This window comes from Hydrogenispora ethanolica, assembly GCF_004340685.1.
GTDB lineage: Bacteria > Bacillota > UBA4882 > UBA8346 > UBA8346 > Hydrogenispora > Hydrogenispora ethanolica.
This window is the reverse complement of record NZ_SLUN01000066.1, coordinates 1-12,207: the sequence shown is the minus strand read 5'-3', so window position 1 is coordinate 12,207 and position 12,207 is coordinate 1. Positions and strand designations below refer to the sequence as shown.

The 12,207-nt window shown below is 46.7% G+C and carries 9 protein-coding genes; 7 read left to right on the top strand and 2 right to left on the bottom strand.

Features of this window, described 5'->3' with window-relative positions:
* Positions 1-120 precede the first annotated feature (120 nt).
* A complete protein-coding gene (locus EDC14_RS25965) occupies positions 121-813 on the bottom strand; it encodes a TMEM165/GDT1 family protein (protein WP_132018156.1) in 693 nt (230 codons plus the stop codon).
* Between the two features lie 309 nt (positions 814-1,122).
* Here EDC14_RS25965 and EDC14_RS25960 point away from each other — a divergent pair, with 309 nt between their 5' ends.
* The 3 genes from EDC14_RS25960 (at position 1,123) to EDC14_RS25950 (ending at position 3,244) form a co-directional block, all read left to right on the top strand.
* Positions 1,123-1,332 (top strand): hypothetical protein, encoded by a 210-nt coding sequence (locus tag EDC14_RS25960; protein ID WP_132018153.1) that lies wholly within the window; start codon positions 1,123-1,125, stop codon positions 1,330-1,332.
* A 277-nt stretch (positions 1,333-1,609) separates the two neighbouring features.
* A complete protein-coding gene (locus tag EDC14_RS25955; protein WP_132018162.1) occupies positions 1,610-2,158 on the top strand; it encodes an ATP-dependent Clp protease proteolytic subunit in 549 nt (182 codons plus the stop codon).
* A 291-nt stretch (positions 2,159-2,449) separates the two neighbouring features.
* Positions 2,450-3,244 carry a Nif3-like dinuclear metal center hexameric protein gene (locus EDC14_RS25950; protein WP_132018149.1) on the top strand — a complete coding sequence of 265 codons (795 nt, stop codon included), beginning with the start codon at positions 2,450-2,452 and terminating at the stop codon, positions 3,242-3,244.
* Positions 3,245-3,277: 33 nt separating this feature from the next.
* Here EDC14_RS25950 and EDC14_RS25945 read toward each other — a convergent pair whose 3' ends face one another.
* Positions 3,278-5,662 (bottom strand): helix-turn-helix domain-containing protein, encoded by a 2,385-nt coding sequence (locus tag EDC14_RS25945; RefSeq protein ID WP_132018146.1) that lies wholly within the window; start codon positions 5,660-5,662, stop codon positions 3,278-3,280.
* An 803-nt stretch (positions 5,663-6,465) separates the two neighbouring features.
* On the opposite strand from EDC14_RS25945, the gene EDC14_RS25940 reads away from it, so the two are divergent.
* The 4 genes from EDC14_RS25940 to EDC14_RS25925 all read left to right on the top strand — a co-directional run bounded on the left by EDC14_RS25940 (position 6,466) and on the right by EDC14_RS25925 (position 12,072).
* A complete protein-coding gene (locus EDC14_RS25940) occupies positions 6,466-7,359 on the top strand; it encodes an ABC transporter permease (protein ID WP_132018159.1) in 894 nt (297 codons plus the stop codon).
* A 17-nt stretch (positions 7,360-7,376) separates the two neighbouring features.
* Positions 7,377-8,252: a carbohydrate ABC transporter permease gene (locus tag EDC14_RS25935; protein ID WP_132018143.1), complete on the top strand. Its 876-nt coding sequence runs from the start codon at positions 7,377-7,379 to the stop codon at positions 8,250-8,252.
* Between the two features lie 150 nt (positions 8,253-8,402).
* Positions 8,403-9,932, top strand: coding sequence for an extracellular solute-binding protein (locus tag EDC14_RS25930; protein WP_132018140.1), 1,530 nt, complete (start codon positions 8,403-8,405; stop codon positions 9,930-9,932).
* A 70-nt stretch (positions 9,933-10,002) separates the two neighbouring features.
* Positions 10,003-12,072 (top strand): alpha-glucuronidase family glycosyl hydrolase, encoded by a 2,070-nt coding sequence (locus EDC14_RS25925; RefSeq protein WP_132018137.1) that lies wholly within the window; start codon positions 10,003-10,005, stop codon positions 12,070-12,072.
* Positions 12,073-12,207 lie beyond the last annotated feature (135 nt).

Here is a 12,207-nt window from a genome sequence, read left to right as displayed (position 1 = left end):
TAATTTTTGGTTTACTTCATTTGCTGGTTTTGTGACTTTTCATTAAAAAGGAAGTGTCGTTTATTACCTCTTTGGTAGTTTTGCGACACTCCCTTGTTTCACGCCGTCGCTCCCGAAAGGCTAGGCCACGTCTTGATCCGATTCGCCATCCGGGGAACAGCGGTTGGCGTCCCGCTGGGCGGACTTCAGGAACAGATAGCCCAGAGCGGCCACGAGTACCGCGCCGATGCCCCAGGCGAAAGCGGGGAGTTTCACTCCGCCCTCGGCCGCGCTGAAGATGCCGAAGCCGAAGAAGACCACGGCCGCGCCGATCTGGATGGCCCGTTCCGGCAGGCGGGCGCCCAACAGTTTCCCGACCCAGATCGCCAGTCCGTCTGAGAGCACCATCCCGATAGTGGAACCGATCCAGACCGGGACGAAGGAATGAGTGGCGCCGAGAGTGACCGTGCTTAACATGGTTTTGTCGCCCAACTCCGCCAGGAAGAAGGTGACGAAAACCAGCCAGAAAGGCGAGGCGCTCCGCCTACAGGCGCCATTCTCGTCCTCCTCCAGACAGTCGCCGCGCAGCGTCCAAAAGCCAAAGCCGATAAAGGCGATACCGGCGGTGAAACGGATCCAGTCCGTGGGCAGTAATCCTCCCATTACCCAGCCGAGACCGGCTGAGACGACGTGCACCGCCAAGGTGGACCAAAAGATGCCCCACAGGACCACTTTGGCATTGTAGCGGGTGGCCAGGGTCAATGCGACGAGTTGGGTCTTGTCCCCGAGTTCGGCGAGGAAAATCATTGCCAGCGAAAGCCAGAAAGCGCTCATCTACGTTCCTCCTCTGTAATTTGAAGCCATAGGCTCCAGGCAATTTCGGTTTTGCAATGAAGGGAATAAAAAAAGAGACTCCTGCACCGTTTTCGGTGCAAAAGTCTCGTCAAGCCGTTATCAGGCCGATAGAGCCAGGCAAGAGTCTTGCCAGTATGTTGACTCTATCTGTCAGAACTACTCCCTTTTGCAAACAACATTTTTATTATAGCCAACCCGGATCGGTTTGGCAAGAAAAAATATCGGATTCGGTAACATCCTTAAAGCCGCCGGAGTATTTTCCTGAGTCCGGGCGAGGGATGAGGGGAAGTGGGGGGACTGCTTCGGTTTCCGGGTGAAGCGCCGCAGCCGCCGGCGCTTTGTCCGAGGCTCTTGGCGGGCCTGCCGGAAGCTTTGGACGGCCATCCGGGGCCCATGGCGGATCTTCCAAAGGCCCCGGCCGCCATGCCGGAACACCGGCCGGACCCGCCCAAGCCCCGGAAGGACTTCCCAAGTCTGCGGAAGGACTTGCCGGAATGAAAGCGGATCGGCCGGAGAATAAAGCAAATCAAGGGGGAACGAGACTCGAACCCGCCCCGGGCGGGTCGATCCCTGCACCAATGCTCAGCGCCGGGAGATATCCGGATTTTGGGCTGGCGGGGCAAATCTTGACGATTCATAGTATTGAAAATAGCGGGAGGGGAATAAGAAACAATAGCGAATGTACATTGTAAAACGACCAGAAAACAATGGAAACTAATTTAGAAAGGTGAGTCGGTTCATGTTCAATGATGAAGCCAATGAGTTGGAAGTGGCGATGCAAGGGGATAAGTACTACGATATCCTGGCCAAAACCAGGGCGATAACGATTAGCGGGGAGATCAACCAGAAACTGGCCGAAAAGACCATGCAACAATTGCTTTTCCTGCAAGAGCTTTCGAATGATCCGATCAAGGTATTCATCAATTCCCAGGGCGGCCACGTGGAGTCCGGCGATACTATCCACGATATGTTCCAATTTGTAAAGCCGCGGATCATCGTGATCGGCACCGGCTGGGTAGCCAGCGCCGCCATCACCATTTACCTGGGCGCCGCCAAAGAGGACCGCTATTCGCTGCCCAACACCCGCTACCTGATCCATCAGCCGGCGGGCGGAGTCCGCGGGCAAGCGGCGGATATCAACATCGAAGCCCAGGAGCTAATCAAAATGCGCCAGCGCATCAACCGGCTGATCAGCGAGGCCACCGGCCAGCCCCTGGAGAAGGTGGAGCATGATACGGACCGGAATTTCTGGATGAGCGCTCAAGAGGCGAAGGAATACGGTATTGTGACGAATATCGTCTCCACGCTGCAGGAGATTCGCTAGGAAACTTTCAAGGAGGCCGACAGGGCCTCTTTCTTTTTGGCGGAGCGGGCTGGCGAGTGGTCATCCTGTCAGAGAGAACTCGAAGCGGATGAGCAATCATAACACAACATTCATAACCGGGGGTATTTAAAAGCCATGTGATAAAGTCGTCCATTCGGAAATCATCCTTTCAGTGGGCTAAAAAACGACTTTATCACTTGCTTTTCTGAGCTTTTGTGTTCACCCTGGCCTTCGGACAGGGTTTATCACAACGCTTTTAAACGACTTCGTGTTTGAGAGGGGCGGCGGGACATGAACCTACGTATCCAGGATATACTCGAATATGTGGCGGATCCGGCAATGCCAATTGAACCTACTGTTGATAAACTTGAATATGGAAATCCTGACTCAACGGTTAAAGGCGTCGTTGTCACATTTTTGGCAACCCAAGAGGTTATCAATAAATCAAAGGACTTGGGAGTAAACCTGATTATTACCCATGAAGGCATATTCTATAGCCACTGGGATAAAAGAGAAATGTTGAAGACCGATCCGGTATATTTGCAAAAGCGCCAAACAATTGAAGAAAGTAAAATCGCGATCTTCAGATTGCATGATCGTATTCATAAACGGACGCCTGATGGGATTGCCAAGGGATTACTTCAATTTCTGGAGTGGCAGGATTATGAAGTTAAAAACCTTCCGGCTGCGTCAATCCTGACAATTCCCGAGACTTCCCTTGAAGAAGCGATTTTGCATGTGAAAAAACGTTTAGGACTTAAGTTTGTTCGTTACTTCGGCGATCCGAAGATGATTTGCAGGCGCATTGGCCTATTGGCCGGCTACAGAGGCGGAGGAGAGTTGGTAATACCGCTTTTGGAAAAGGAAAGCCTTGATCTGGTTATCTACGGAGAGGGGCCGGAATGGGAAACTCCCGAATATATAAGGGATGCCGTACAGCAAGGAAAGAATAAGGCGCTGATTGTATTGGGACATGCGGAAAGCGAAATGCCGGGTATGGAATATTTAGCGCAAAAGCTACAGGAAAAGTTTTCAAGTATCCCAATTTATTTTTTGTCACAAAAGTCGGTTTTTCAAATTTTTTGACTTGAGAAATGAACAGCTATATGTTGGAAAAGCCTAGCGGGATTTTATATTTCTAAACTCGCCGGGAGTTATTCCTTCATACTTTTTAAAAAAACGGTTGAAGCTTTGATTATTATTATAACCAAGACTTAGGGCAATTTCGTTGATGTTCATGTCCGTCTCCTGCAACAGTCTTTTGGCTTCATTGATACGAAAGTTGTTAATAAAATTGACAATATTTTCCCCCGTTTCATCATGAAAGATCTTCCGCACATACGAGTAGCTCAAACCGACATATTCCGCAAGCATGTTGATATCGATATCTTTTTTATAGTTTTGGCGAATGTATTCCATCATCTTGGCGAAATGGGTCTTGTTGTCGGCGGCGGGGGTTTCCCGGTAGGCGAAGATGCGGCTATAAATATGAATCAACCAGCAGTGGATATCATCCAGGGTTTCTTTGGTGGCCAGTTGTTGATAAATATTGTAATCATCCCCGAAAATATCGCTGATGTTCAGGTGCGACTCCACCAGATATTTCACGGTGTTGCCCAGCAATTGATTGAAGATCAAAACAATATTATCATACGATAGATCGGTCCGGTTTTTGATTTCGGCGATTAGATCATTCAAGGCGGCCAGAGTTTCTTCTTTTAACCCCAGCTCCAAATGGTTTAAAATATGCTTTTCTATCGAAAATGGGAAATAGTATTGGGTGGCAGCTCCGTAACCTGCCCGCCAGGTGTCAATCCGGCCACCTCCTTGAATCAGTTTGCGTTTCAGCGTTTCCTGGGCTTCATTAAAAGAAGTTTTCAAACCGCGTTTTCCTTCATGGCAATCCCCGATGGCAATGGAAACCGAGTCAAAAACTTTCGTCAATTCCTGCTGAATTCTACCGAAACTTTCCCGCAGCTCATTTAGAAGTTGCGGTCCGGTTTTGGCGGCATTGATGATCAGGACGATTTTGTTACGGTCTAAAACAAGGCCGGTGGCCGAAGGGAGAATCTCTTCGGCAACTTTCGCAATGAATTCTTTCATATAATATTGTTGTTCTTTGGGGTATTTGCAATCAAACTCCTCACATTTGTCGATGGCTATCAGGGCACAGACGAAATGCGGATAGGGAAAGGTTTCTCCGAACAACTCGACGGCGTTATCTTGGTCTTCATTATCCCGGAGTAAGCTTAACAGGTAATTATTCCGGATATTCCGTTTGTTTTTTTCCAGGGTGTCGGAGAGCAAGTCCTCTTGCCTGATAATGGTGTCGAAGGCTTTGGCTATCAGGGTCATTTCATTTTCATTGCCGCGAATATCGATTTTCTTATGGTTTTGAATGTCCTGAATTAGTGTTTTGACGGGATGATAGAGCTTGCGGGAGATTAGGGAAGAAAGGAACAATCCCAGCAGAACCAAGACCAAAGCGGCATATAAGGTTCCAAATCTCAAAGTGGTTGCTTTCGCCATCAGGGAATCCAGGGGAAATACTCCGATATAAATCCAATCGTTGAGATCGGTCTTTAAGTAAGTTACTAAAGATTTTCTATGTTCAATGGTATCGATAAGATAGCCCTCGCTAAATTTTTTCCGCAAAATTTTTTGAATCCATTTTTCACCGCCAATATTCCGGCCAACCAATTCTTTGTCCACATGGGAAATGACATCCCCCTTGCTTGTAACGATGCCGATATAGCCCTCGCTGTCGAAATTGTTACGATTAATCAGTTTGTTCAATCCATCCTCATAGACATTGATAATCAGGGCACCCTGCAATTTGGTGGTATAGGGGGTTAGCGGGTACATATAGGTGATTACGTGGTTCACGGGAGACTCCGGCAGCTTGCCCCCGGGAATGTCTTTGGGAATATAGATGTTACTGTTTTTGGGCATGCGGGTGTCCAGCCATAAAGTATTGGTTTTATAGGCTCTAAAGTCCCGATAATGGCGGTACCAGCCGGTATCGAGATAGTTTTGTTTTAAGACAACGCTGCTGCTTTCTTTGGCTGCCGAAAAAACATAATCGGCGTCATCAATATATAACGCTATGGATTGATATTTATCGTTGGTATTCACCATTTCCGTAAGAGTATTGGAAAACCTCGACAGCAGCGTTACGTCGTTAATGTTTTTTAAGGCGGCTCGATAGTTTGTTACATTATTCAACCTGTTTAAATCGGCGTTTAGCGAAAGACGCAAAGCATCTTTACCCACGCCGTCGGCCAGGAGTTTGGTCAAACTGTCAGCCACTTTCAATTTTCCGATTCCGGACTTGCTGATCCCGGTCTCTGCAAAATGCAGGATGGCATAATTGGAAATCAAGCAGACAATCAATACCGGAACGATGATAAACAGGGCCAGGGATGCGAATAATTTCACAAAGAGCGGCGAGTTTTTGATTCCGGCGGCAATTTCAGCTACATTTCTATTGAATCCGGGAAACATCGTCAGTGGCCTCCAATGGATATCGGTTAGTTACAATCACGCAATAAAGGTTTAATTTTCCAGTTACAATTATACTCTTCGCAATAAGGCTTTCCAAGCGCTATTCGTCTCTTTTCCGCCACGGAAACTTTCAATTTCCTTATGATGATTAAAATTACTTAAAATAAGCAAAAGTGAAATTGAGCCCAATATTCATGGCTGATTCATAAGCAATAATGGTAATGGGAAAAGACCCCCAGATGGGCTAGGAACCAGTGTTTTACGAGAATGGAATGTTTTATAAGCGTTGTGATAAACCCCGTCCGAAAGGTCGGGGTGTTCACAAAAGCTCAGAAAAGCAAGGGATAAAGTCGGTTTTAAATCCTTTTGCAAAAATGATCCTCTAGATTTCAATTCAAAAGACTTTATCACATGGCTTTTATATCAATGGGCCCTACATGGACGGAACAGACCATAGAATATTAATCGGTTATCATTCTCAGAACTTTTAGTTTTGCTCATTACGATTAAAATTACTTGCCAATTGTAAAATGAGTAAAAGTGAAAGTTTATCAAATATCCATGGTTGATTAATGCACGGCATGGGATAAAATGGGAGTGAATTCGACATTCGCTTTTCGGTCTTAGTATTTGACACAAGCGGTCACAGAGAGGGAAGAAAATAAAATGCTAATGTCAGGCTAATGTAATGAATTCCCAATGTCCAGGTAATAAATGACTATCCATTCAAGGAGGGAGCCTTTGTTTCGATGAGCAACTTAAAGTCTTTAAACAGCAGGAAAACTGTTGGTACTCGAAACATCATGTTCGAAATTAAGCGGGATTGGATGCTTTACATGCTGTTGATACTCCCCATGGCGTTTTTCTTAGTTTTTAAATATGTACCGATGTACGGCGTAACGATCGCTTTCAAAGACTTTAATCTATTTCAGGGAATATTGAAAAGCCCTTGGGTGGGTTGGGATGTATTCAAAGAGGTATTTTCCATGCCTGAGTTTTACCGGGCACTCCGAAATACCGCCATGTTGAACCTATTGGACCTGATCGTCGGTTTCCCGGCTCCGATCATCCTGGCGATTCTTCTGAACGAAATCCGGATGAACTGGTTTAAACGAACAGCCCAAACCATATTGTATCTGCCGTATTTTTTATCCTGGATCATTATTGGCGGGATTGTCACCCAGCTATTGGCCCCCCAATCAGGGTTGGTCAACATTTTTTTCAAATCCTTGGGAATGTTGCCGGTTCCGTTTTTAACCGAAAAATGGCATTGGCTCCTCACTTATTGTTTGGTCGGAGTTTGGCAAAGCTCCGGTTGGGGAACGATTATTTATCTGGCGGCCATTACCAGCATCAATCATGAACTCTACGACGCGGCTGAAGTGGACGGCGCCGGGAGATTAAGGAGAATATGGCATATTACCTTACCCGGAATTAAAAATACCATCATCATCCTTTTAATTCTCAATCTGGGCCGGATTTTGACCCTGACCTTTGACCGGCCCTATATCATCGGCAATTCTTATGTCATCGAATTTTCGGATGTACTCAGCACCTTTGTCTACCGGGTGGGATTGCAATCGATGCGGTATTCCCTGGCCACGGCCGTCGGTCTGTTTCAATCGGCGGTGGGAATGATATTCTTGCTAGTAACGAACTTCATTGCCAATAAGTGCGGCGAAGAAGGAATCTGGTAAAGAAAGGAGACAATCTGATGAATACTCGGAATTCGGAAAAAATATTCGATAGAATCGTATTGAGCATCATTTTATTTACGGTCATTCTTTGCATACTCCCTTTTTTCCATGTCGCCGCCATTTCATTGAGTTCAAACTCGGCGATTATCAAGGGAAAAGTGTGGTTATTCCCGGTGGAAGTAAGTCTCCAAACCTACCTGGATATCTTCCGTGACCAATATATGACCGGCTCGTTATTTTTTACAGTGCAGCTTACCATCCTATATACCATCATCAGCATGTTCATGACCACTATCGCCGCTTTTCCACTGACCCAAAAAAGGCTGCTGGGTAGGAAAATATTTTTATTTCTCATCATTTTTACCATGTTTTTTAGCGGCGGAATCATCCCAGATTATTTATTGGTGAAAAACCTGCATTTGACCAATACCATATGGGCCCTAATATTGCCGGGCATGATCAGCTGCTTTAATTTGATTATCCTAAAAACCTTTTTCAATTCCATCCCGGAGAGTTTGCTCGAATCAGCCCGTTTGGACGGGTGTTCGGATCTGGGAGTGCTTTTCAAAATTGTTCTGCCTTTATCCACGCCGGTTCTGGCTACCTTGGGCCTGTTTTATGCGGTGTCCAAATGGAATAGTTTTCAAGATGCCCTCTTTTATATTACGGAACCCAAATTATATCCGATTCAATTGAAACTCTATCAAATCGTCCAAAATAGCCTGGCAGTGGATATGGCGGTCAAAGAAGGCAGCGGCACCACCACCAATCAGTTGCCGGAAAGTTTGAAATCCGCCTGTGTCATGTTTGCCACGATTCCGATTGTGCTGGTTTATCCGTGGCTCCAACGGTATTTTGTCAAAGGAGTGATGATTGGGGCGATTAAAGGGTAAAGTCAAAAGTCGAAAGTCAAAAGTTGAAAGTCAAAGGTCCCAAGTTAGTTGCCATGTTTAAAGCCTTAACTTCAATTGCGAAAGACTTTGAACCAGAAAGAAAGTTTTCGATTTTGGACTGATATACCAAAAAATAAAGGAGAGGTAAAAATGAAAAAAGCGTGGGCTAGAATCACAGGTCTTATTTTACTGGCTGTGATGCTGATTTCAGTACAAATCACCTTTGTTGCGGCCAAGAATTCCCCGGTTGAATTGAAAGTTGAGGTTTTCGACCGCGCTTTACCCGGTTATCAGGCGGATAATAATTTTTGGACCAAGTGGATCCAGGAGCATTTCGGCAAACCCAATAACATCAACGTGAAGTTTGTTCCGGTTGTGCGGCTGCAGGAGATCGACAGGCTAAACGTTTTAATGGCATCCAACGATGCCCCGGATATCGTGTTCACTTATGACTTGCCGACGGTATACAACTACGTGCGGTACGGCGGTTTGACGGATTTGGGTAAACCCCTGAACAAGTACGGCAGAAATCTGAAAAAATATTTGGGCAAAGAAGTCCTGGACCGGGGAGTCTTCAACGGCGCCCAGTATACCATTCCGGCAAAGCGAATTTTGTATGGCGCCATTAACGGGTTTATTCGTAAGGACTGGCTGGATAAATTGGGCATGCCGATGCCGAAGACCACCCAGGAATGGTATAATACCATGAAAGCTTTTAAAGAAAAAGATCCCGGGGGGCTGGGTGATCAAGTAATTCCCTACGGCATGCTGACCGATTCGCAGAATATTCTTTGGTATTGCCAGCTTTTGGTGGACTCTTTCAAAGGGAAGATGACTTACGAACAGTCCCAGTGTTTGCCGGAGTGGTTGATGCCCGGAGTCAAAGATGCCATGCGGCTGATGAACAAGATGTATAATGAGGGATTGATCAGTCCGGAATTCGCGCTGGACCGCGACGCGCAAAAATGGTACCGTGACATTCAGCAGGGCAGGGTCGGTTTTTTTATCGGTGTTAACGATCAACCTTACCGGATAAATCCCGGCTTAAGCACGGAACTGAAGAAAAATGTTCCAGGCGCCCAACTGGTTCCCTGCGATCCTTTTGTAAACAGCCAGGGAAAACGTTTAAAGCGGATATATGATCAGAAGGGTTTTTACATCATGGTTCCCAAATCCAGCAAGAGAGCGGTCGAGGCTATCAAATACTTGAATTGGATGGCTAAGCCCGAAGTCCGTGATTTCCTGGTGAATGGGCAAAAAGGAATCCATTATAAAGAATATCGGGAAGGTGTTCCCATCAAACTCCTGGTTGACGGAGAAAAGAGATTAACCGATGATATCGCCATTATCGTCAATGGCAAGGATTTCGGCGATCCGGAAAAGAATATCAAAGCGTGGGCTTTCGGAAACCCCGGTTATGAAAAAGAGAGTATAGAATCTTACAAGATGTCCATCACCGGTGATAAATATGTTTATCCGGTATTCCCGATTGACTCCGAGGCTAAATTAAAAAACACGCTGTACGGAAAAGGCGCTGAGATATTCGTCAAATCCCTAACTGTAAAACCTTCCGAATTCGATCGCATTTACGATGCCCTGGTTCAGGAGTATATGAACATGGGCGGACGCCAAGTCATGGAAGACCGCAAAGTCTATCTAAAGGCTAACCAGAGAAAATAAAAAAAGAGAACGGCAAGTTAAAAATGTTCGGCTTTGGCCGAACATTTTTAACTTTCTGGGGAGACGGAAAATGAATGCGTTGATACGAGATGCGGGGTATCGATGCTGGTTGCGATATGAGCAAATCCGGGATGAAAAGTTACTGGAGGAATACCGGACATGGTGCGCCAGCGTTGTTTTTCGGCCGGGAACCCCGGTGCTCTGTTCGGCCAAGGAAGAATTGATAGGTGCCATCAAAAGCCTGCTGGCTGTGGAAGTGGCGCTCTCCGCCAGTCCAAACCGGGACAAATTCATCATGGTGGGAAAAATCGGCAGCCATTCCGTGATTGACTGTGAGACGGGCGGTATCGAGGCGGAGCGGCTCGGATCGCAAGGGTTTGTGGTGAAGACTGTTAAAAAACCGGAGTACCAGTTTATTTTGATCGCAGCTGGAAGCGACCAGGGGATTTTATACGGCGTATTCCATTTTTTGCGATTGCTGCAGATGCAACGGGAGATTGGGAATCTTAATATTCATGAGGCGCCGGTGAATCCGCTGCGGATGATCGATCACTGGGATAATCTGGACGGCACCGTCGAAAGAGGTTATGCCGGAAAGTCTATCTTTTACGAGCAAAACCATTTAAGGGATACCGGGCATAGGATCCGGGATTATGCCAGGCTGCTGGCATCGTTAGGGATAAACGCCGTGGTCATCAATAACGTTAACGTGCATCGGGAAGAAACAGGGTTAATCCGTGGCAGGCTGAGTATGGTCGTCAAAATGGCCGGTATATTTCGCAATTATGGGATGAAAGTGTTTCTCAGCATCAACTTTGCCGCTCCTATCGAATTGGGTGATTTCGCGACCGCCGATCCCCTGGATGGCGAGGTCAAGGAGTGGTGGCGGAAGCAGGTCCAAGAGATTTACCGGCGGATTCCCGATTTTGGCGGTTTTCTGGTTAAGGCCGATTCCGAACACCGCCCCGGCCCTTTTACTTATCACCGGAACCATGCCGAAGGCGCCAATATGTTAGCCGAGGTTTTAAAACCGTTCGGCGGCTTACTGATATGGCGGTGTTTTGTTTACAATTGCACTCAGGACTGGCGTGATCAGACTACTGACAGAGCGAAAGCGGCTTATGACAATTTTCAACCCTTGGACGACCTTTTCCAGGAGAATGTGATCCTGCAGATTAAGAACGGGCCTATGGATTTCCAGGTGCGGGAACCGGTATCTCCGCTATTTGGGGGAATGGAGCGGACCAATCAGATGATCGAATTGCAAATTACCCAGGAGTATACCGGGCAACAACGGCATTTATGCTACCTTGTCCCCCAATGGAAGGAAATATTGGACTTCGATACGTATGCGAGGGGAGAGGGGTCAACCGTAAAAAAGATTGTTTCCGGTGGTTTGTTTCAAAGAAAAAATGCCGGTTTTGCCGGTGTGGCGAATATCGGGGACGATCCCAACTGGACCGGGCATGATCTCGCCCAGGCCAATCTTTACGGATTCGGCCGTTTAGCCTGGAACCCGGATTTGACTGCGGCTGAACTCGCTGAAGAATGGATCCGGATGAGCTTCAGTAATGATCAAACCGTAATCGATGCCATCTCTTCCATGTTGCACACTTCCTGGCAAATCTATGAAAGCTATACGGCGCCGTTGGGGATTGGCTGGATGGTGAATCCGAACTATCATTATGGGCCGAATGTGGATGGCTATGAATACTCCCGCTGGGGTACCTATCATCGCGCTGATAGTAAGGGGATTGGGATTGACCGCACTGTGAAATCGGGGACCGGCTTTGCCGGGCAATATCAGGCAAAAAATGCGCTGATGTATGAATCCTCCGCTAGCTGCCCGGAGGAATTATTGCTGTTTTTTCACCATGTGCCGTATTTCCAGCGGTTGAAGTCAGGTGAAACCGTCATTCAGCATATCTATAATACTCATTTTGACGGGGTGGAAAAGGTGACCGAGCTCAAAGAGAAATGGCTTCAGCTGCAAAATTTGATTGGGGATGAGCGTTTTGCCAGGGTTCTCGCAAGACTGGATGAACAGTTGGAACACGCGAAGGAATGGCGGGATGTGATTAATAGCTATTTTTATAGAAAGACCGGGATACCTGATGAATTGGGACGAAAAATTTTTTGATTTGTTGAGCGGATAAAGAATTAAGGTAACCGTCAAGCCCCCGCTCACCTTGAAAGGGGATGTTTGGGAAGGTACAATTTACTCCAAGAAGGTTCAAAATGTTCAATGGAGCGTTTTGAAGCAAGTTGGAGTGAT

Bases quoted from the DNA above. Each gene is read 5' to 3' on its own strand.
- EDC14_RS25955 (WP_132018162.1), top strand. From the start codon at position 1,610: ATGCAAGGGGATAAGTACTACGATATCCTGGCCAAAACCAGGGCGATA.
- EDC14_RS25940 (WP_132018159.1), top strand. From the start codon at position 6,466: ATGTTCGAAATTAAGCGGGATTGGATGCTTTACATGCTGTTGATACTC.
- EDC14_RS25950 (WP_132018149.1), top strand. From the start codon at position 2,450: ATGAACCTACGTATCCAGGATATACTCGAATATGTGGCGGATCCGGCA.
- EDC14_RS25945 (WP_132018146.1), bottom strand. From the start codon at position 5,662: ATGTTTCCCGGATTCAATAGAAATGTAGCTGAAATTGCCGCCGGAATC.
- EDC14_RS25925 (WP_132018137.1), top strand. From the start codon at position 10,003: ATGAATGCGTTGATACGAGATGCGGGGTATCGATGCTGGTTGCGATAT.
- EDC14_RS25935 (WP_132018143.1), top strand. From the start codon at position 7,377: ATGAATACTCGGAATTCGGAAAAAATATTCGATAGAATCGTATTGAGC.
- EDC14_RS25930 (WP_132018140.1), top strand. From the start codon at position 8,403: ATGAAAAAAGCGTGGGCTAGAATCACAGGTCTTATTTTACTGGCTGTG.
- EDC14_RS25965 (WP_132018156.1), bottom strand. From the start codon at position 813: ATGAGCGCTTTCTGGCTTTCGCTGGCAATGATTTTCCTCGCCGAACTC.